The sequence below is a fragment of the Kitasatospora sp. NPDC004289 genome (genome assembly GCF_053602875.1).
On sequence record NZ_JBSGEL010000011.1, the window covers coordinates 130,020 to 150,881 of the forward strand.

The window sequence follows — 20,862 nt, forward strand, 5'->3', positions numbered from 1 at the left end:
CGAACGGGTGGTGACGGGGCATCACGATCGCCCCGTCACCACCCCTCCGGCACCGCTCCGCCGGCCTGGTCTCAGCGGTACACCCGGACGTAGTCGGAGGCGAAGCTCACCGTTCCGGGACCCTTCGGGGAGGGGTGGTAGTCCCCGGAGCAGAGCGAGAGGTTGAGGATCAGGTAGGCGGACCACCGGGGGCCGACCCCGGTCCTGTCCGAGAAGACCTTCACGTCGTTGACGTACCAGTCGACCGAGTCCGCGCCGTAGTACGTGCCGATGGTGGTCCACTCCCCCGGCTTCACGGCGGTGTGGTCGTTCCAGAACTTCTGCGCCGGGTTGACGTGGTTGGTCAGCTCCAGCAGGTTCGGGTTGTCCGGGTGGTACTCGAAGGAGTCGATCTCGCTGCCGCCCTGGTGCCAGGTCCACAGCGCGGGCCAGGCGCCCATCTCCTTCGGCATCAGGATCCGCGTCTCGGCGTAGTCGCCGGTCTTCACCATGAAGCGCTCGGAGGTGTACTCGGTGGTGATCAGCCCGGTGTCCCAGGCCTTGCGCCCGTTGGGGAGGGTGAAGTTGCTCGCGGTGGCGGAGAAGACCGCCGCGCCGTCCTTGACGGCGACCTTGTCGGGGTCGATCCGGTCGAGCTTGTCGTCGTCGGGGTTGTAGTTCCCGTACCGGTAGGCGCTGCTGGTGGCGCGGTTCCACTTGGTCGGCGAGATCGGGCCGTCGAACTCGTCCCGCCAGACCAGCTTCTTGCCGTCCACCGGGGCGGACGGGTCCGCCGTCGACGAGGGCGTCACGGTGAGGACGTGCTCGGGCAGGTTGTGCCAGGCCCCGGCCTGGTCCTGGTAGTAGCCGAACATCCGGTACGTGCCGGCCTTGAACGCCCGCGTGCCGGTCTTCACGGTCACGTCCTCGCCGCAGATCCGACGGTCGGTCAGGGCACCGGGGAAGTCGAGGTTGTTCCCGGCCGCGTCCCGCACGCCGACGCCCACCACCGCCGCCGTGAAGCACTTCGACGCGTGCAGCGTCAGCTGCCCCACCACGGGCGCGTCGGCGACGGCGCCGTCCGGGGCGAGCCGGTCCGCCGTCACCACCAGCGGACGCTCGGCCACGGTGAGGACCTGCTCCGGCAGGTTCTTCCACGCCCCGGCCTGGTCCTGGTAGAAGCCGAACACCCGGTACGTGCCGGCCGGGAACGTCCGCGTTCCGGTCCTGACCGTCAGCCCCTGCGGGCAGATCCGCTGGTTGGCCGCGGCCCCCGGGAAGTCCAGGTTGTTCCCGGCCGCGTCGCGCACGCCGACGCCGACCACGGCCGCCGTGAAGCACTTCGAGGCGTGCAGCGTCAGCTGCCCCGCCACCGGCGCGTCGGGCTCGGCGCTCTTCGGCTCCAGCCGGTCGGCCGTCACCTCCAGCGGAGGCTCGGCCACCGTGAGGACCTGCTCCGGCAGGTTCTTCCACGCCCCGCCCTGCTCCTGGTAGAAGCCGAACATCCGGTACGTCCCGGCGGGGAAGGACCGCGCCCCGGTGGTGACCGTCAGCCCCTGCGGGCAGATCCGCTGGTTGGCCGCCGCCCCCGGGAAGTCCAGGTTGTTCCCGGCCGCGTCCCGGATGCCCACGCCCAGCACGGCGACCGTGAAGCAGGTGGAGGACTTGACGGCCAGTCGGGCCGTGACGGGGGTGTCCGGCAGCGCGGTGGCGGGGGTCAGCGACTCCACGGTGACCTGGGGCGAGGGGGCGGCCGAGACGGCCGGGGCGGCGAGCAGGAGCAGACTGCCGGTGAGCGCGCAGAGTCTGACGGCGCGTGGGAACGAACTGAGCACGGTATCTCCGATGGCACACGACACGAGGAGGACAACCGGCCGGGCCCGGACCGGGCAGGACGCATCGAACGCTAGTGACACCCCGTACCGGCCACAACCGCACGGATCCATCCGGTGACCGTCCTGACCTGCCACGTTCCCCTTCCCCGCGCCCGGACCCCGACGCCCGTCCACGGGCGGCGCCGGAGATGCCTACAATCGGCGAATGATCTTCATTGTGGTGAAATTCCCCGTCAAGCCCGAGTACGTCGACGCCTGGCCCGAGCTGGTCGCGGAGTTCACCCGCGCCACCCGCGCCGAGGAGGGCAACCTCTGGTTCGAGTGGTCCCGCAGCCTCGAGGAGCCCGACACCTACGTCCTGGTCGAGGCCTTCGCCGACGGTGCCGCCGAGGCCCACGTGACGTCCCCGCACTTCGCCGCCGGCCTGGAGACCATGCGCCCCCTGGTCACCCGCACCCCCGAGATCGTCAGCACCACCATCGAGGGCGCCCACGGCTGGAGCCGCATGGGCGAGCTCCAGATCGACTGACCCCGCCCGGCGACCACCGCCCACCGGTTGCGCCCGGCACCGACACAGAACCCCCGCATCCGACATCGGATGCGCAACTACCCTGCGCCGCCCGGCCGTTACCGTCTGCGGCCGGGCGGCGTCCGGCAGATTTTCTTCGAAGAACCGGGCGACATTTCCGTTATCCCCGCTCCGCCACGGGTCTCCTACGCGTCGGCACGCATTACTTCCCCGTCTGCCGACGAGGAGACCCATGTCACGCAAGAGGCAGTCACACCGCCGCCGGAGCCGTCGCGGAGTGGCCTTCGCCGCCGCGGCGGTCGCGGCAGGACTGATCGCGGGCACCTTCGCCCTCACCACCGGCTACGACAACGCCCCGCACGTCTCGGCGGACGCGCCGGTGGTGCAGGAGCTGGTGGAACCGACCGCCGCCAGTGCACCGCAGCACAAGGACAAGCCCGTCCCGGTCAGCTCGGTCCCGAAGAACGACCCGGCCAAGGGCCTCGTCTACACCGGCCTCGTCCCGGCCGAGGCCGGTGACCGCTGCGCGGGCGTCTACAAGGCCGGCGAGGGCGAGCACCAGTGCACCCACGGCCCGGACGCCCCGCCGCCCGGCAAGGACGTGCAGAAGGACACCGCGCCGGCCGTCACCGGCGGACAGAAGGCCGCGGACCCGACCGCCTCCGGCGGCGAACTCCCTTCTCCCGCCGACCTGCTGACCGCCGCCGCACCCGTCATCGACCTGCGCAGCGGACGCCAGCTCACGGCCGCGGCCGCCGCACCCGCCGCCGACGCCTCCGGCGCCGCACCGGCCGCTGCCGCGGCCGAGGGCTCCAAGGTGGTCTGCGACGGCGACGGCTCGACCGGCAACCGCGTCCAGGTGCTGTACGTGCACGGGCCCGGCAAGGACCGCTTCGGGCAGTACCTGGCCTCGTTCAAGAAGTGGGCCGCGGACACCGACGTCATCTACAACGCCAGCGCCCAGGAGACCGGCGGCACCCGGCACGTCCGCTACGTCACCGAGTCCGACTGCTCGGCCTCGGTGCTGAACGTCGAGCTGTCCGACGCGGCGCTCCAGGAGTTCGGCGCGAGCAACAAGGCGCTGGCCGCCCAGGGCTTCAACCGCAAGGACCGCAAGTACATGATCTTCGCCGAGGCGAACGTGTACTGCGGCATAGGCACCTTCAACGGCGACGAGCGCCCGGGCCAGGACAACCTCTCCAACTTCGGCCCCTCCTACGGCCGCACCGACAACGGCTGCTGGGGCGGCTCGACCGCCGCGCACGAGCTCGGCCACAACCTCGGCGCCGTCAACAACAGCGCCCCGCACACCAGCAGGGGCGCGCACTGCGTCGACGAGTGGGACATCATGTGCTACTCGGACTCGCCGTACTACCCCAAGATGCAGACCGTCTGCCCGAACCGGGCCTCGGACGACCGCCTCGACTGCAACCACGACGACTACTACAACACCGCGCCGCAGCCCGGTAGTTACCTGGCCACGCACTGGAACGTCGCCGACAACCGCTTCCTGCTCCGCGACGGCGGCACCACCCCGAACCCGACGCCGAGCCCGAGCCCGACCACCGCGAGCCCGAGCCCGAGCCCGACCAAGTCAGCCTCGCCCAGCCCGAGTTCGAGCGCGACGCCCAGCCCGAGCCCCAGCCGCTCGGCGACCGCCTCCCCGACGCCGACCCCCACCACCGCGAGCCCCACCGCCTCGCCCTCCCCGACCGGTCCCAGCACCGGCCCCCGGGTGACGGTCGGCCAGACCACCGCCGTCTCGGCCGTGCTCAGCTGGCCCGCGGTCGCCGGTGCGCGCGGCTACGACGTCCAGGTCGACGGGCGCTCGCTCGCGATCGTCGGCTCCACCGTGGTCCGCCTGGTGGGCCTGCAGCCGGACACCCAGTACAAGGTCGCCGTCGCCGTCCAGGACGCCTCCGGCAAGGTCGGCCGCCCGGGCCAGGCCACCGCGTTCCGCAGCCTCAAGGCCGCCGGCCCCTCGCCCACCACGCCGGGCACCCGCTACCTGGTGACCAACGACCTCACCGGCCAGGCGGCCGACATGTGGGGCGGCTCCACCCGTGACGGCGCCGTGCTGATCGGCTACCAGCGCACCGGGTACAGCAACCAGCAGTGGCTCTTCGACGACGCCGGTGACGGCTACCTGCGGATCCGTTCGGCCAAGTCGGACAAGTGCCTCCAGCTCGGCGGCTCCGCGGTCGCCGGGCAGTACGTGGCGCAGCAGCCGTGCTCCGCCTCCGACGCCCAGAAGTGGCGGATCGGCGCGGCCGACCACAGCTTCGTCCTCACCGCCAAGGGCTCCACGCTGGTCCTCGGCACCAGCAAGCGCTGGTACTACGGTGGTTGGCTGCTGGAGCTCCAGCAGCCCAACGGGCAGTCGTACCAGAACTGGAGCATCCAGGCCGCGGCCTGACGCACCGTCCCTCGGCCGGTGGTGGTGCGGGGTGCCTCCCCGCACCACCACCGGCCTTCCCCCTCCCTCGCCCCAGGAGCTCCCGTGCGCCGCCGCCCCCTCGCCGCCGCCCTCGCCGCCATCGCCCTCCTCTCCCTCGGCACGGCCCACTCCGCCGCCGCCCACGGCGACACCATCGCCTTCGCCGTCACCGCCCTGGTCGACGGCCACCTCACCGTGACGGCCACCTGGCAGAACGACCACGACCCGGTCGACGAGAAGGTCGCCGCCACCGTCAACGCCACCAGCACCGACGGCCGCACCGTCGGGCCCTGGCCCCTCGTCCCCGTCCCGGGCCCGCCCGGCACCTACACCACCGCCCGCCAACTCCCGCCCGGCCACTGGTCGGTGGCCGTCGACTCGGGCTTCCCGGCCCTCGGCCACGGCGAGGCCGAACTCGACGTCACCGCCGTCCCCGGCACCGCCCCCAGCCCCACCGCCGCCCCCTCCACCCCGGGCCCCGCTACCGTCTCCCCTACCGTCTCCCCGAGCGTCGCAGCTACCGTCTCAGCCACCCCGACCACCACCACGACCACCGGAACGCCCCCCACCACCGGCCACGGGACCCTCATCGCCACGCTCGTCGTCGCCGGAGCCGGCACGGCCGCCGTGGCCATCGGCGCCCCCCTGGTGGCCCGCCGCCGCCGACGCTCCCGCTGACCCACGACGTCAACTGCCGCAGCGCACACCGCACCAACCGATGGGCGGCCCGGCACAGCAGCCACCGAGCACGGTGCGGGCCATCCGCTCGCGCGGGGCAGGCCCGGGCACGGGTCGGGCAGGCTCAGCCGTTGTTGCCCAGTTGGAGCAGCTTGCCCACCGCGGGCGCGGCGGCGTCCGAGCCGTGGCCGGCGCCCTCGACCTCGGCGGCCACTGCCAGGTTTCCCCGGTACCCGGTGAACCAGCTGTTCGCCGTCCGGCCGCTGACCTCGGCGGTGCCGGTCTTTCCGGCCGCGCCGGAGATGCCGCCCAGGGCCTCGGCGGCGGTGCCGCTCTGGACGGCGCGCCGCATCATCGACTGCAGCTGGCCGAGGACCGTGCCGTCGAGGCGGCGGGCGGCCTTGGACTGAGGCAGGCCGGGGACGAGGATCGGCTGGCGGAAGACACCGCTCTGCACCGTCGCCGAGACCGAGGCCATCGCCAGCGCGTTGGTCTGGATCCGGCCCTGCCCGATGTACGCCATCGCGATCTGCTCGGCGTTGGTCTCGGCCGGGATCTTGGTGTCGAAGTTGCTGAGGCCCGTCCGCCAGACCTGGCCGAGCCCGAAGACGTCCTTGGCGATGGCCGGCAGGCTGCCGGCGGAGAGCCTGGTCCGCCCGGCCTCAATGAAGGCGGTGTTGCAGGACTGCGCGAAGTCGTCCTTGAAGGTGTAGCCGAGCCGGGCGTCCGGGAAGTCGTTGGGCACCAGGCGGCCACCGGCGTCGGTGTTCTTCGGGCAGGCCAGCGGGGTGTCGGGGGTCAGGCCCGACTCCAGCAGGGCGGCGGCGGTGACCACCTTCATGGTCGAGCCGGGGGCGATGACGGCGGTGAACGCCCGGTTCTGGCTGGACGCCGGATTGTTGGCCAGCGCGAGCACATGGCCGGTGCTGGGCTCGATCGCGACGATCGAAGCGGGCCCGGACCGCTCCTTGACGGCCGCCTCGGCGGCGCGCTGGAGGTCGGCGTCGATGGTGAGCTTCCGCTGCTCCCCGTTCTTGGGCTCGGTGATGGTGAACAGGGGCTCAGGCGCCGTCGCGCCGCCCGACTGGGTGACCACCACTCCCTGGCCGGCCTCCGTCGGGGCACCCGTCGTGCCGAAGTCCACCTGCCCCAACAGGGCCGCGATGGACGGGAATTCGGCCACCGGCCGGCCCTTCCGCTCGACCACCTTGGACAGCGACGCGGTGACCGGCCGCACCGCGAGCGCCTTACCCGCGTTGGTGAGCTTCGGGTGCACCACGCTCGGGTCCCAGTGCACCACGGCCCGGCCGTCGCTCAGCTTCACCATGGCGACCCTGCCGTCGTACTCCCAGGGGCGGGCCGCTCCGGCGAACTCCACCCGGGCCTTGAAGCTCACCGTCAAGCCGTCCGGCCCGATGGTCGCGCCCGTCGCGGCGGCCGGGACGAGCGCCACCGCCGTCGGCTTGAGGTCGTCCCGGAACCGGGCCAGGGCGAGGTTCGCGGCTCCCGGCTGATCGGTGTGCTGCCCGGCCTCCTCGTAGTCGCCCGCCGCCCAGGCGGCGAGGAACGCCTTCGCCTCCTTGGCGGCCGTCTCGGCCGACGGGGCCTCGGCCACCGGCGTCGCCGCCGACGCCACGGCGGACGTCCCGTCCGAGCCCTTCGAACCGCCGGTGATCCCGTTCCACAGGTTGTACGCGGCCAGGCCACCCCCTGTGAACATGGACGCCGTCACGACGGCGATTCCGACCTTGGCAGCCTTGTGCATCTGGTTCCCCCCTGGGATGACGTACGTTCGAAAGACATGTCCATCGGCCCGCCCGTCGGCGGGGACCGCTCAGCCCGGGAGCTTCCACGCGGGAGCGGTCGCGACGGCCTTCAGCTGATCCATGGTCAGCACCGGGCTGTGGCGCGTGAGGGGCCGCATCAGGTCGGCGCTCCGGTGCGCCGCCACGATGACGATCAGCCCGTCCGGCCGCAGTGCGCGGACCGTCCACCAGCCCTCGTCCTTGCTCTCCAGCAACCGGGTGCCGTCCGGCAGGGTCTGCGCGTCGGCGTACTCGACCGGCGGGTTCAGCAGGTAGAAGCGCCCGTCCCGAACGTCGACCTCCACCAGACCCGGGCCCTCGGCGTCCTTCACGGTGAAGCTGACGTACCCGTCCTTGCCCGTGACGTCGGCCGGAACGAGCCCGCTCGGCAGGAGGGGGGTCGCGACGGCGAGGACCTCCTCGCTCGGGAACCACTCCGCAGAGCCGGACGCCTCGACGGTCGGGAGGTCCGCCACCACGGCGTCCCAGGCGGGTGAGGTCATGGCAGCAGTCGCCTGATCGGCCGTCAGCGGCAGCGCGGCCCCGCCCGGCGAGGCCGACTTGTTCGACGTGGTGATCTCGATCAGTCGCCCGTCCGGGGCGGCCAGCCTGGCCGACAGGCCTCGCTCCACCCCGTCGGCGGAGGCCACCCCCTGAACCAGTATCAGCTTCGACCCGTTGGCGAGGGTCTCGGTGCGGCAGTCGTCCTGCGGGCCGATCCTCGCGTTCGCGCAGCGCAGTTCGGGCGCCTGCATCGCCGCCTCAGGGGTCCTCCGCTCCACCAGCAGGGACAGCGGACCGACCGTCGCGCTACCGCCGAAGCCCACGTTGACCCGGGCCCCGTCGACCGTGACCTCCAGGCCCTCGGCGCCCTTCACCTCCGCGAGGAACCCCGCCGGCAGCGCTGCCCGCAGCACCGGCCGCAGCCGCTCGGCCGTGACCGGCGCCGCCGGCCCGGTAGAGACGGTCGGAGCCCCCGGGCCCATCACGTACACGGCCCCGCCGGCCAGGGCCAGCACCGTCGCACCGCTCACCACGGCCGCCGCCCTGCGCCGCCGCCAGGCCCGCCGACCGCGCTCCAGCCCGGCCAGGTCCAGCCGCATCGTCTCGGTGCGGAACGCCTCACCGGCGCGCGACATGGCGTACGTCAGCTCATCCTCGAACTTCTGGTCACTCGACACGCGGAAGCCTCGTCACTGTCGTCGTGGTCGTCATCGGCCCCATCACCTCGGGAAGGAAGCGCCTCAGCTGGACGCGAGCGTGCTGAGCGAATCCCCGAGCAGGCCCCGCAGCCGGGCCAGCGCCCTGGTCGTCCTGGTCCGGACCGCGCCCGGGCTGGACCGCATCACCTCGGCGGTCTCCTCGATGCTGCGGTCCTCCCAGTGCCGCAGCACCACCACCGCCCGGTCCCTCGGCGGCAGCTGCGCGAGCGCCTGGAGCAGCGTCAGCCGCAGCGCGCTGTCACCCTCCTCGCCGCTCACCTCCGGCAGCTCGCCGATCGGCAGCTCGCTGCTGGACCGCCGCTTGCGGTGCGCCAGGAACGTACGGACCAGCACCCGGTACGCGTACGCCCCCGGATCCTCGATCCGCGAACGGCCCGTCAGCCAGGAGTTCTGCCGCCGCCAGATCACGTACATCCGGGCCAGCGTCTCCTGCACCAGATCCTCGGCCAGATACCTGTCCCCACCCGTCAGCAGGCACGCCGAGCGGTACAGCTGGGCCGTCCGCCCAGCCGTCAGCTCAAGGAACCCGGCGTCCCTCGACTCTGCGGCGACGTGATTGCCAGCCATGCCCACCCCCTAACGGTCCGTACATATGAGCAGAGCAACCGACCAGGTCCGAACGTTACACACGAGTTTTTCGAGGCCCGTGTGGCGTGCAGCACACGCCGGTAACGCGGGCGACGCCGCAGACGCCGACCGCCAAAGGCGCAGGAGGTGGTGCTCCACCTGCAGCCGGACCAGCGGCACGCCGCCGGGCGCGATGCCCCGACCCTGCCGACGGCGATCCCCGGCCTGCCCTCGCCACGCACCGCACCACGAAACCGCCCACCCCGGCCCCGACCCTGAGCACCCCTCAGGCCCGCACCCTCGGCCCCCGGCCATCCGAGTCCTGCGCTCCGTCTCACCCGCGGCAACCCCGCGCTCAGCCGGGCGGCACTCGCCAACCTCGGCCACCCGGCCGCCCGACTCCGCTGGCCGACCCCCGCTCGCGTGGGTCTGACACCTTGGCGGCCCGAGCGTTGTTGGCCGGGTCCGGCTGACCCCCGCTCACGCGGGGCTGACTCGCGAACGAGATCCTCGGGGCTCTTACTGGCCGGCTGACCCCCGCTCGCGCGGGGCTGACACCGGCCAGGTCGCCCGGTTCGACATCAGCTCCGGCTGACCCCCGCTCGCGCGGGGCTGACTCCGGGCAACTCGGGCACGACGTGAGGGAGTTCGGCTGACCCTCGCTCGCGCGGGGCTGACAATCGATCGGTGCGGGACTACCTCGACGAGATCGGCTGACCCCCGCTCGCGCGGGGCTGACCAGTACGGCGCCCAGATCCGCACCTCGAACCGCGGCTGACCCCCGCTCGCGCGGGGCTGACCCGAGGCCGTAGAGGTGGGCCTGGACGCGGTACGGCTGACCCCCGCTCGCGCGGGGCTGACGCGTCACCGGGGCGGTGGAGGTCGCGGACCGCCGGCTGACCCCCGCTCGCGCGGGGCTGACTCGGCGGTGCGCTGCGGGCGGGTCTCCTCCCACGGCTGACCCCCGCTCGCGCGGGGCTGACTTCGGCTCCGGGGCGGGCGGGGGGAGCCTCGTCGGCTGACCCCCGCTCGCGCGGGGCTGACGCCACCATCGACGCCGAGCACCGCGACGCGCTCGGCTGACCCCCGCTCGCGCGGGGCTGACCCTTCGTGAGCTGCGACGTTTCTACGGCTTTGCCAGTTCTTGACCATCTGTCACGACAGGAACCGCCACAAGGGTCAACCCGTCGAAATCGACCGGGCGTCTCCGCTGGTCTCCTGCGGTGCTGAGCTCGAAGCCCTGCTCGTTCGCTGCTGGGTATGCCAGGACCGCGACGCCGTCGCCGATGCAGGCGCTGACGGTGTGCCAGAGCTCGGTGCGGACCCGGGCGGAGACGGTGCCGACGTAGAGGTGGGGTGTGACTTCGAGAAGCCACCTGGTGAGGGCGCCGCGTACGTGGTCGGGTACGGCGGTGACAGACAGGACAATCATGGATGGCATGGCGTCGCCTCGCAGTTGTCCCTACACCCCTGTACCGCACGGCAGTTCACGAATGCTCGCCTCCCGCATAGTTGGTTCCGCCGGGCACGACACCGGCCACCGGGTCCCACAGGTCCACGAGCTGCTCCTCTGGATCGGGGAGCTCGATGTCCTGCTCCGGGCTGAGCAGTTGCTGGATGTCAGTGACGATTCGGGGCAGCAGACGGAAGAGACGCAGGCCTTCCCGGAATCCTCTGCGGGCGTCGGCCTCGGGGTTGGTTGAGGCGTGGAGGGAGAAGGCGAGCGGGATGGTGAGTTCGGCCTTGTACAGGTCGGCGATGTCATAGACGAAGGCTTGTTGGTTGCCGTTGTGGATGAAGCCGAGGGCGGGTGAGCAGCCGAGGGCGAGGGTGGCGGCGTGGACGATGCCGTAAAGGCAGGTGTTGGCGGAGGACAGGGCAAGGTTGACGGGGTCTTGGGTGTCCCAGGAGTCAGGGTCGTAGCTGCGCCGGAATCGGCCGATGCGGTACTGCTGGGCGAGGAGGCGGTAGTGGGCCTTGACGCGTTGGCCTTCGAGTCCTCGGAGTCTGTCGAGGTTGGAGCCGGGTGGGGCTGAGCCGAACCGTCGTGCGTACATGCGGGTCGCGATCGCCAGGCGCTGTGTGTCGTCGGACCAGGCACGGACTTGGCGTTCGAGCCAGGTGGTGCTGAGGGATTCGGGGAGGGCCGCGGCGTAGCAGCGCACACCGCCGGAGCCGGCGACCAGGAGGGTCGTGCCGTGCCGGGCGAGGGTGGCCATGGCACGGGAGGTGATGGAGGTGCCGGGGCCGAGCAGGACACAGCTGATGGCGGCGGTGGGTAAGTAGACGCGTTCGGTGCCCCGGTTGGTGGTGGTGACTTCGGCGCAGACTCCGGTGTCGTCCTGGGTGATGCGGGCGATGTCGATGTAGAGGAAGGAGAGGGAGTCGGCGATGCGCGGGAGCATGGCGACGGTTGGTGCGGCCAGGCGTCGGCGTGCGCTGCCCGCATCGGGGGCTCGTCGGGGTGTCATCGGCCGGGCCGGTGGGGGGCGAGGCTGAGGAGGCCGCAGCCGTAGGCCTTGCCTTTGCCGATGCCCTCCGTGAGGCGGGTGCGCAGCGCGTCGGTGTCGGTGATGGTGGCAGTGCCTTCGAACAGGACGCGGGCGTGCTTGATGCGGTTCTGGTCGCTTCGGCGGGTTCCCTGGGCGGCGTCCATGGGGGTGGAGCGGAGGGCGGTCAGAGCAAGGCCCGAGGCTTCGGCTTGGCGGGTCCACCATTCGTCGGCGGCAGCACCGTGGAGGGGGACGATGGCGCTGAGTTTGTAGAGCTCGCGGGTGGTGCGGCCGGGCTTGCGGATGGGGTTGGCGGCGATGCGGTAGCTGACGGACAGACCGGGGCGCATGGCATCCAGGAGCGGGGTGAGGGACTTGGTGGCGGCGATGCCGTAGCCGGCGGGGAGCCGGTCGAGGTCGGGTTCGCGGGCGCTCTGCAGCAGGATGTGCACGCCGGTGTCGGTGGTCTCGGTGCGGAAGAGAACCCCCAGGTGTCGTCGGGGTTCGGTGGCGGGGATGTCGTCGTCGAAGAGGGACATGAGGCGGTGGTGAAGGTCGACGGCGTTGGTGTGGTCGCGGCGGGCGTCGCGGCTGCGCTGGTCGGGGACGATGCGGGTCAGCCACAGGTTCATGCGTTCGGGCTCTCGGGGTCGGTGGTGTGCGCTCGGAGGTAGGTGCCGAGGGTGGTGAGGTAGGCGGTTCCGAGGCCGGCGCACTGTTCGGCGGGCAGGGTGAGGGTGCGCTGGTAGCGGGTGCGGGCCCGGTAGGCGCGGCGGCGGGGGTGAAAGGTCTCGGGCTCGTCGGTCACCGTCCCGACCGGGGCATCGCCGCTGTCGTGCTGCTGGCCGGCGGGGTGCGGTGCGAGGTGGCCGAGGGGCTGGTCGCCGTGGAAGTCGACCCGCACTCCCTGTCCGGTGCTCGTGCGGCGCCGGGCCAGGGGCAGGTCGACCAGGTGCCGCAGCGGGTCGTCGACCAGGCCGAGCAGCAGTGGGCCCTCCGGCGGGCAGGAGCGGCGGCCGAGGTAGGGCGGCCAGCGCGGGGTGCGCAGTGCGTTCGCGCACTGCTGGAGGAGCTCCGGGGTGCCGGTGACGACGGCGGTGAAGGCCGCGTCGGCGAGGTAGTAGCGGTGGGAGAGCAGGGTGGCGGTCGCGCCGGAGCGCTTCTTGCCGTCGGCGGTGGTGACGGTGCGGGCGGCGGGCAGGCCGCCGCCGACGGTGTGCAGGTCCCGCAGCAGGACACCGGGCCGGTCCGCCCGCACCGTCAGCGACAGGGCGGTCAGGTGGGAGATGTCGTCGCCGCGTGCGAGGCCGAGGACGCCGGCGAGCAGGCCGATGACACCGGAGCGGGTGGGGAATGCGGCGGTGCCACGCTCGTTGAAGGGGCTGTTCTCCCCCCATGACTGCAGCGGCGCGGCCAGGCGCAGCAGCAGGCCTTGGCCGACCGGTTCCAGGCTCACGCGTCGGCCTTCGGGAACGCCGCGTCGAGCGCGAGGGTGAGCAGGTCGGGGAAGGAGTCGGCGCGGGTGCCGAGACCGTCCAGGTCCTTGTCCTCCACGCTGGCCCAACCGGCCGCGAGGAGGCCCCGGCCGCCGAGGAGGCGGTTGGCGGCGTGCGCGTAGTGGGCCAGCGCGGTGCGGGAGGGGGCGGCGTAGCCGCCGAGGTCGTGGGAGCGGACGGGCTGCTCGAACGCGGCGGCGTAGGACAGGGGGCGGTCGCCGCGGACGGCGAGGTGGACGAGGTCGGGAATGGTGTGGGGCGCGGTGGCGGTCTTCTTGGCGCGGGGCAGGGAGAGGATGAACGCCTCGGCGAAGCCTTCGGCGAGGTCCCGTGCGGCTGACGGGTCGTCACCGAGGTTGGTGGCGAGGTCGGCGAGGTCGATGGTGGCGTAGCGGTAGAAGACGCCTGCGCTGAACTCGGCGTGGCCCATGTGGGCGCTGCCGGTGGTGTCGCCCCAGGCGGAGGTGACGTCGTCGACGGCGGAGAAGTAGTCGAGTTCGACGTCAGTGCCGTGGGTGGTCAGGGCATGGGCGACCTGGACGGCGCCGTCGACGCCCGCGTCGTCGACCTCGGCGAGCATGCGGCCAAAGAGGTTGATGACGCCGTTGCGGCTGCGCAGGATGGCGTCGACGGCGTCCTTGGGCAGGACGCTCTTGTCGTTGCTCTTCTTGATGTCCTTGGCCGCCTCGAGGGCGGGGCGGTGCTGCTCGGCGAGGTCGGCGAGCTCCGCGACGGCGCTCTCGGGCACGTAGACCATGGCGTTGGTGGTCACCACGGGCGAGTTGGCGGCGGTCTCGAACTTGATGCTGCTGCCGGCGGCGGCGTGCTGTCCGGCCCGCTGGGCGAGGTCGGCGGGCCAGCCGCGCTCCTCCAGCAGGCGGGTGACGCGGGCACCGATGCGGCGGGTGCGCAGGGCCCGCTCGCCGAAGGAGTCCTGGAAGTAGGTGCGGATGGCGCGCTTCCAGGACTGGCTGCTGACGCGGGTGCGCTCGGCGTCACCGTAGCGGACCGTCTTGACGGAGTTGTTGTCGTCGCGGTTGAGGTTGGCGAACGGGATGCTCTGGACGACGTGCAGGTCGAGGAAGCGCGCGGGCGCGGTGTGGGACGAGGGCACTGTTCTTCTCCTGGGACACGGTACGGATGAACGAGGGTTCGGGAAGGTCGAGTTGGTCCGCGAGGGCGGTTGGGCGCTGGTGCCGGTGGGTCGGTCGGTGCCGGCCACGACCGGCAGAAGGGCAGCAGGCAGTTCGCCGCCGGCCAGGTCAGGCAGAGGTCGTCCCCTCCGGGTCCTGCCCGGCGACCTGGTCATCGGCCTGGTCGTCGGCGGCCCGGGCCCGGGCCACGCCGTCGGCCTGCCGCGCCCGGTAGTAGTCCTGCAACCACCGACGCTTGACCTCGCCGGAGTGACGCCGCCACCTGGCCAGGTCGACGAGCAACTGCGCCCACTCGACCTCCACACCGCTGGAGCGCAACTGGCGCACCACCCCGGGCAGGTGGCGGTGCAGGCCCTCGGGGCTCTGCCGGGTGAGCATGCCCAGGCGCGTCTCCGCGCTGGACTCCCTCAGCCCGTTGCCGGCTGCTCCCCGGGCGACGCCGTCCGCCAAGGCGTGCCCGAGGCTGCGCGTGCGGTTGGCCGGGTTTCTCGTGGGCGCGGCGGTGGCGGGGGTGTTCTCGCTGCCGGTCTCCACGTTAAAAGTGCTGGGGGTGTGGGCGGCTGCGTACTGATCGCGGCGTTGGACGGCGATGAGGGAGGCGACGGTGTAGTGCGCGCGCTGCACGTCCAGGTCGCGGGCCTGCGCGTCGGTGAGCCAGGAGGCGACGTAGCGGTGCATGAAGGGAACGGCATCGATGTCCTTGCCGACACCGCGGCGCAGGGCCGAACGCACGCCGGGGTCCTCGAAGCTGCGCTTGTCGATCCAGGTGGTGAAGGCCCGGGCACGGCCGAGCGACGGAGTGGTGCCGCCGCTCGCACCGGGGTTGTGGGCTGGGGTCGGTTCGGGGGTGGCTGCCGTGTCGGCAGCGGTGTCGCTCATGGGGTCTCCGTGCTGGGGGTGCGGCGGCCGCCGCTCTTCGGGATGGACTTCACCGGGCCGCCGTACAGCTCGATGCGGGCGGCGGTGCACGCCTTGGCTCCGCGCAGGGTCGCGGTGACGCGGTGGGTGACGGTGTCGTAGGCCTGCTCGGCCAGCCTGCGGAAGGAGGCGGCGGCGTTGTCGAAGTCCCGGGTGGCGACGCGCTTCCAGAACTCGGCCTCGGCGGCGGGCCAGTAACGGGCGCCCGCCTCGTCGGTCCAGGTGCAGTCGCGGACCTTGGGGGCGTCGCTGAACTGGGCCCAGGCCTTGTTCACCGCCCGCTCCAGACGCCGGCCATACAGCTCGCCGGCGACCCGTAGCCGGCCGACCATCACCGCCTGGCCCTCGTCGTCGTCCTTCTCCGCGAGTTCGAGCACGGGCGGGGTGGTGGCGTCGACGAAGGTGATGTCCTTCGCCTGGCCGTCCTGCTCGAAGCCGAGCGCCCGCACCCGCAGGTACTCGGAGACCTCCACCGCCGTCCGGAACACGTCCGGCTGTTGGGGCTTGGCCGATCCCGGCGGGTGTTTCAGCAGCAGGGCGTCCAGGTCGCGCCACAGCGCGCGGTGGGCGTCGGCGGGCCGCGGATAGGGGTTGCCTTCCTTGCTGGTCTGCCAGATCAGGTAGGGGTCGCCGACGCGGGGGACCTTGCCGGTGTGCCAGGCCCAGGTGATGAACGCGTCCTGGACCCTTCGGCCGTCCTCGGCAGGGACCAGCAGCAGGGCGTGCTGGGAGCGGGCCGTCAGCCCTGAGCACGGCCCGCGCAGAGCGAGCGGCGCCTTGATCGGGTGGGGCAGTTCCTCCTGCTCCCAGGGGCACAGGTCGGTGGCCGGGTCGTCGTCCTGTCCGGGCTCCGGCAGTCCCGCCAGCAGCGTCTCGAACAGGGAGGTGCCTTCCGGGTGGTAGGAGAGGCTGCCGCGCAGGGGGCCGGCGGTGCTGTTGGCTGCGCTCACCCCGTCAACGGTGCGGCTGGAGCAGCGTCCTGACGGCCCGTAGTAGTGCCACACCAGCAGGTGCAGGATGGCCTGGGCGGGGGTGGGCAGGTCAGGGCTGGCGCTGTCGACGTGCTGGAACCAGGCGTGGTTGTTGCCGGCGGGCCGGGTGGTGATCAGCTTGTCCACGCCGGCGGTGTTCGCCGGGTCGCACTGGCGGGCGAGCCGCGGGTCCTGCAGGAACGGGCGCTCGGGGTCGAACAGGTCGAAGCGGTGGTGCCAGTTCTCGATGTAGGCCTCGACGCGGGCGGGGTCGATCCGGCCGGCACCGCCGGCCTGTTCGGTGAGCGCGTCGCGGCGCTCCGACCAGTCGTCGTCCTCGTCGTCCTTGTAGGCCTCGTCCAGGCCGGTGGTGCGGGCCGTGATCGCGTACAGGACGCGGTAGAGCGCGGACAGGGCCGGCGGGACGGCGATGGCGATCTGCTCGATCTCGTGGGCCCGCAGGAGGAGTTCCCGCAGCCCCACTTCGGGCGGGTGACTGCCGGCAGGCCCTGCCGCAGGGAGCCATCGGACGGGGATCCACGGCTCGTCGAACAGGTTGAACGTCGGGGCTGGTGCGCTGGACATGCGGCCTCCGGCGAGGCAGGGGATGGTGGCGATCGGTAGGCTCTGCGCGGTCCCCGCTCGTGAGCGGGGGTGAGCCGTGTGGGGTTTGGAGCAGCCCACGACGGCGTTCTTCCTCCCCGCGCGAGCGGGGGGCAACACCGTTGCCGGGAAGGGCAGTTGGCCCTTCCCGGTACGGCGTATCCAAACCTAGCGGAAGTGTGGTGTTTGAAAAGCTAGTTGGAGGAAATTCCGATGTCCGAGATCGACATCGCGCGCCCCCCAACCACACAGCTCCACGCCCCCTGACCGTCCTGCCGCATCGGCAGCACCTTCAGCCCCGCGAGCACAGGCCACTTCTTCCAGGCATCCGGCACCGCGCACCCCTCCCCCGCTCCTTCCAGCCAGCGGCCGGGCAGCGGCACTGTGTGCCGCATGACGAGCGCGATCTCCTCCCGCCCCATCCGGCCACCGCCCGGTCCCTCCCCCGGCACCGGCACCCTGCCCTCGGCGTCCAGGGTTCGCTTGCCTTCCTGCACGTACACGCACACCACCCTGCCGCTGTCCGCCCCCAGACGGGTCGTCAGCAACTCCTCCGCCACCGGCCGCTGACTGAGAAGCGACAGATCCCCCCTCACCTCGTACGGCGGCCGGATTGCCGTGAAGTCAGCCAACTGGCCCTCAGCCACCTCGCCGGCGAGGCGCTCGGCGTCCATCCGGGCCAGCTCCCGCTTCGCGGCATCGTCCAGACCGGCGCCGAAGTCCTCGGCGTACACCTCGTCCACCAACCGCTGCACGTCCCTGGGCACCGCGATCGCCGCCGACCCCGGCCGGCCCAGCAACACACTGGTGCGCCGCAACAGCGAAGCGTCGTACACCGTCCCCCAACTGCGCGGCGCGGCCACCGTTCCATCCGCGCCGAGCGGCTCCAGTACCACCAACCGCGGATCCCCCAACTCCGCGCCATCGGCGCGGCACCAACCGGGCCGCCCCTCCCGCTCATGCCGCTTGCCCCGGCCTGCCCGCTGCAGCAGCTGCGCCAACGGCGCCAGGTCGGACACCACCAGGTCGAAGTCCAAGTCCAGCGACTGCTCCACGATCTGAGTGGCCACCAGCACCGAACCCGTCCGCACCCCGGCCGCCGCCTCCTTGCTTACGGGCTTCCCGTAGGCGGCCTCGCACTCTCCCGAGATCCGCTCCCGCTCGAACGCCGGGAACCGCGAGTGCAGCAACCGCAAGCCCCCGTCCCGGCACGCCAACTCAGGCAACGCCGCCTGCAGATCCCGGTACGTACGCTGCGCCTCGTCCACCGTCGTGCACGCCACCAGCACGCACCCGCCCTCAGCCGCCACCGGAGTCAGCAGCCGCCGCAACACCTCGCGCCGCCCACCCGCAGCCACCGCGCTACCCGGCTCGGCCCGCACGTCCCACTCCACCCGCACCGTCCGGACGTGCAACGTCCGCTCACGTTCCGATTTCACCTCGCGGGGCTTCGACACCTCCCCGCTCGCAGCGTCCACGAACAACCACCCCGGGTAGCACGGCTCCACCACCGCCGGCACCCGGTGCCCCGCCCCCCGCCGGTACGCGTTCACCAACGACGCGGCCACCGACCCCGTCAACGTCGCCGACAACAACACCACCGGCACCCGCTGCGCACCCAGCCACTGCAGCAGCCGCACCAGCAGGCTGTGCATCCACGGCCCGTACGCGTGCGCCTCATCCACGACCAGCACCTTGTCCGACAGGCCGAACAACCGCAGGAACCCGTACTTCAGCGGCAGCACACCAGCGAGTACCTGGTCGATCGTGCCGTTCGCCAACGGCGCCAGCAGCCCGCGCTTACCCGTCCGCAGCCACTCGCTCGCCTCCAGGTCGGCCAGCACCCGAGAGCCGTCCACCACCTGGGCCGGCAGGGCGTACTCCGGACTCAGCCACGCCATGCTGTGCAGCAATGCCAGCGCCCGGTCCCCGCCGACGTTTCGCCCCGAGAACTTCCTGACCCGCTTGAACATCGAGTCGGCCGTCGCCATCGTCGGCAACGCGAAGTACAACCCCGACGCACCTGACGACCGCGCCAGCACCGACGCCGCGTGCAGCGCCGCCTCCGTCTTCCCGTCCCCCGTCGGCGCCGTCACCAGGAGCAGGCCCGACCCGACACCAGCGCCAGCCTCTGGCTTCGCTCCCGCTCTCGCCTCCGCCAGTACCTTCGGCAAGTCCTCGGCCAGGCTCTTCTGCAGCGGATTCGCCTTGAAGTCGAACTGCTCGCCGAAGGTTCGCTTCTCGAACACCGCCCGCCCCAGCCCAGCCTCACGCACCCACCCGTCGGCAACCCCCACCGCCGCCTCGAAGTGCCCGCCCAGCTCCGGCTCCCCCGCGACCCACCCCTCGGGTGGCATCCGGTCGACGATCACCTCCTCCTGGCTCGCCAGCCAGTCCGCGACCACCACCAGCCCGGCCACCACTACCGCGGCCCACCCCGGCAGCACCTTCTTCGGAACCCCACCAGCCCCCGTCAGCCGACGCACCACCTCCGCATGCACCAACCGCTGCTCCCGCCAGCCGGCCCCAATCCCAAGCCCCGGCTGGTGTTTCGCCGGGGCCTTCAACTGCGCGCTCTGCAACACCGGACTGAAGGAGCCGTGGTGGCCACCGAGGAGCTGTGCGATCTGATGGCTCGGCGACGACTTCACCAACGTGTCGACCCGCCCATACCCGCAGCCCTCGAAGAACTCCACCAACGACCAGTGCGTCGCATCCTGGTGGGTCAAGAACTCACCACGCGGACCCGCCTCGTACCCGGGCCCCGCCAGGTGCTGCAGTGACCCGTCGGCGATCCGCTCCTGAAACTCCGGAATGATCTTCCCGACATCGTGCAAGCCCGCCCACAACATCACCATCCGACGAGCCATCCCCAACGAAACACCCAGCTCATCCGCCAGACGCACCCGCATCCGCTCACTCAGCAGCCCATCCCACAGAGCCCCCGCCGCCGCCGCGACATCCAGCAGATGACAGATCACCGGGTACGCCGCGGGCAGACCGTCCCGCTTCCCCGCCAACCGCACATCCGGCACCATCCCGCCGGAACCCCCCACCACACCCCGCACAGCACTCATGAACAGACAGCTACCACCACCCACTGACAACAGCCCACCACAACCGCCGCCCCCACACCGTGGCACGATATCGACCGTTCCTTGACAACACAGCACCACCAATAGCCAGGCACAGAAGTGACAAAGGCACTGCTGTGCCGCAGGTCGCGAAGGGTCCTCCCCGCGTAGGCGGGGGTCAGCCGTCGTCGTTCATGGTGCTGCTCCCTCGCTCGCTGTCCTCCCCGCGTAGGCGGGGGTCAGCCGAAGGAGACCTGAGGCCGGTACAAGGGCGAGTGGTCCTCCCCGCGTAGGCGGGGGTCAGCCGCTGACTACCGTCGCACGGCAGGTGCTGCCGGAGTCCTCCCCGCAGACGCGGGGGTCAGCCGCCGTGGCCTGGCACCGGGCCAACACGACAGCGCCAGGCCGTCAGACCGCCGACGCCACAGCCAGCCAGGCGGTGCACACCTCGTGACCACAGCCAAGGCCCCCGCCACCACTCGGCAGCCCTACTTCTCGCTTAAGGTGGGCACCCTGACCTTCACCCTCCATAAGCGCCCCAGGCTCCGGCTCTTCCTCACCCCCGCCTGTACGGTGTTGGGCGCCGCAGGTGGCTGGTACTTCCAACTGCGCCACGGCGCCTGACACAACGTCGACAGTGTTTTGGGTGCCCTGCCACAGGCAGGGCACCCAAAACACTGGATCAGCTCATGGCACGCTGACGACCGCTCCTTGACAACACAGCACCACCAACACCCAGGCAAAGAAACAGCAAAGGCACTGTCGCGCCGCAGGTCGCGAAGGGTCCTCCCCGCAAGCGCGGGGGTCAGCCGATCAGGCGCGAGCCCCCCGCAACTTCGCTTTGGTCCTCCCCGCAAGCGCGGGGGTCAGCCGCTCGGCTACATCGACCTCGCCGCCCTCGCCGCGTCCTCCCCGCAAGCGCGGGGGTCAGCCGCCGTCCCCGACCCCGTGGAGAGCACCGAGATGGTCCTCCCCGCAAGCGCGGGGGTCAGCCGCGCGGCTCTATCTAGTGGCTCGTCTCGGTTCCTTGGCCGGGTAATTGATCCTTCGTCTGTTGCGCGGCAGGCTGCTTCCAGGTTGTGATCGCGGAGGTGGTTGTGG

15 protein-coding genes and 1 CRISPR repeat array are annotated in these 20,862 nt (G+C 71.8%); of the genes, 3 read left to right on the top strand and 12 right to left on the bottom strand.

Going from position 1 to position 20,862, the window contains the following annotated elements; all coding sequences use genetic code 11:
* Positions 1 to 71: 71 nt before the first annotated feature.
* Positions 72 to 1,814, bottom strand: a complete 1,743-nt coding sequence (locus ACWEPF_RS10500) for a glycoside hydrolase family 16 protein (RefSeq protein WP_452172279.1) — start codon at positions 1,812 to 1,814, stop codon at positions 72 to 74.
* Between the two features lie 205 nt (positions 1,815 to 2,019).
* Between ACWEPF_RS10500 and ACWEPF_RS10505 the strand changes: the two genes are divergently transcribed.
* The 3 genes from ACWEPF_RS10505 (at position 2,020) to ACWEPF_RS10515 (ending at position 5,458) form a co-directional block, all read left to right on the top strand.
* A complete protein-coding gene (locus tag ACWEPF_RS10505) occupies positions 2,020 to 2,343 on the top strand; it encodes a putative quinol monooxygenase (protein ID WP_345282270.1) in 324 nt (107 codons plus the stop codon).
* A gap of 232 nt (positions 2,344 to 2,575) precedes the next feature.
* Positions 2,576 to 4,759 carry an RICIN domain-containing protein gene (locus ACWEPF_RS10510; protein ID WP_452172280.1) on the top strand — a complete coding sequence of 728 codons (2,184 nt, stop codon included), beginning with the start codon at positions 2,576 to 2,578 and terminating at the stop codon, positions 4,757 to 4,759.
* An 84-nt stretch (positions 4,760 to 4,843) separates the two neighbouring features.
* Entirely contained in the window at positions 4,844 to 5,458 is a 615-nt protein-coding gene (locus ACWEPF_RS10515) for a hypothetical protein (protein WP_452172281.1), read from the top strand.
* 124 nt (positions 5,459 to 5,582) lie between these two features.
* Here ACWEPF_RS10515 and ACWEPF_RS10520 read toward each other — a convergent pair whose 3' ends face one another.
* The 11 genes from ACWEPF_RS10520 to cas3 all read right to left on the bottom strand — a co-directional run bounded on the left by ACWEPF_RS10520 (position 5,583) and on the right by cas3 (position 19,725).
* On the bottom strand, positions 5,583 to 7,178 hold the full coding sequence (locus ACWEPF_RS10520; RefSeq protein ID WP_452172282.1) for a penicillin-binding transpeptidase domain-containing protein: 1,596 nt from the start codon (positions 7,176 to 7,178) through the stop codon (positions 5,583 to 5,585).
* Positions 7,179 to 7,292: 114 nt separating this feature from the next.
* Positions 7,293 to 8,444 (bottom strand): hypothetical protein, encoded by a 1,152-nt coding sequence (locus tag ACWEPF_RS10525; RefSeq protein WP_452172283.1) that lies wholly within the window; start codon positions 8,442 to 8,444, stop codon positions 7,293 to 7,295.
* A gap of 63 nt (positions 8,445 to 8,507) precedes the next feature.
* Positions 8,508 to 9,053, bottom strand: a complete 546-nt coding sequence (locus tag ACWEPF_RS10530) for a SigE family RNA polymerase sigma factor (RefSeq protein ID WP_452172284.1) — start codon at positions 9,051 to 9,053, stop codon at positions 8,508 to 8,510.
* A 405-nt stretch (positions 9,054 to 9,458) separates the two neighbouring features.
* Positions 9,459 to 10,158: a CRISPR direct-repeat array (repeat unit 29 nt; unit sequence CGGCTGACCCCCGCTCGCGCGGGGCTGAC).
* A gap of 21 nt (positions 10,159 to 10,179) precedes the next feature.
* Positions 10,180 to 10,494, bottom strand: coding sequence for a type I-E CRISPR-associated endoribonuclease Cas2e (cas2e, locus tag ACWEPF_RS10535; RefSeq protein WP_452172285.1), 315 nt, complete (start codon positions 10,492 to 10,494; stop codon positions 10,180 to 10,182).
* A gap of 46 nt (positions 10,495 to 10,540) precedes the next feature.
* On the bottom strand, positions 10,541 to 11,458 hold the full coding sequence (gene cas1e, locus ACWEPF_RS10540) for a type I-E CRISPR-associated endonuclease Cas1e (protein ID WP_452172286.1): 918 nt from the start codon (positions 11,456 to 11,458) through the stop codon (positions 10,541 to 10,543).
* 62 nt (positions 11,459 to 11,520) lie between these two features.
* Complete coding sequence (cas6e, locus tag ACWEPF_RS10545) at positions 11,521 to 12,177, bottom strand: type I-E CRISPR-associated protein Cas6/Cse3/CasE (protein WP_452172287.1); 657 nt, start codon at positions 12,175 to 12,177, stop codon at positions 11,521 to 11,523.
* Positions 12,174 to 13,001 (bottom strand): type I-E CRISPR-associated protein Cas5/CasD, encoded by an 828-nt coding sequence (gene cas5e / locus ACWEPF_RS10550; RefSeq protein ID WP_452172288.1) that lies wholly within the window; start codon positions 12,999 to 13,001, stop codon positions 12,174 to 12,176. The genes cas6e and cas5e overlap by 4 nt, the downstream gene beginning before the upstream one ends.
* Positions 12,998 to 14,155: a type I-E CRISPR-associated protein Cas7/Cse4/CasC gene (cas7e, locus tag ACWEPF_RS10555; protein ID WP_452172289.1), complete on the bottom strand. Its 1,158-nt coding sequence runs from the start codon at positions 14,153 to 14,155 to the stop codon at positions 12,998 to 13,000. Before cas7e ends, cas5e begins: the two co-directional genes overlap by 4 nt.
* 148 nt (positions 14,156 to 14,303) lie before the next feature.
* Positions 14,304 to 15,074 (bottom strand): type I-E CRISPR-associated protein Cse2/CasB, encoded by a 771-nt coding sequence (gene casB, locus ACWEPF_RS10560; RefSeq protein ID WP_452172290.1) that lies wholly within the window; start codon positions 15,072 to 15,074, stop codon positions 14,304 to 14,306.
* The gene (gene casA, locus ACWEPF_RS10565) at positions 15,071 to 16,669 is read right to left on the bottom strand and encodes a type I-E CRISPR-associated protein Cse1/CasA (RefSeq protein ID WP_452172291.1); all 1,599 of its coding nucleotides are present in this window, start codon (positions 16,667 to 16,669) and stop codon (positions 15,071 to 15,073) included. Before casA ends, casB begins: the two co-directional genes overlap by 4 nt.
* Positions 16,670 to 16,881: 212 nt before the next feature.
* Positions 16,882 to 19,725, bottom strand: coding sequence for a CRISPR-associated helicase Cas3' (gene cas3 / locus ACWEPF_RS10570; protein WP_452172292.1), 2,844 nt, complete (start codon positions 19,723 to 19,725; stop codon positions 16,882 to 16,884).
* Positions 19,726 to 20,862: the final 1,137 nt, after the last annotated feature.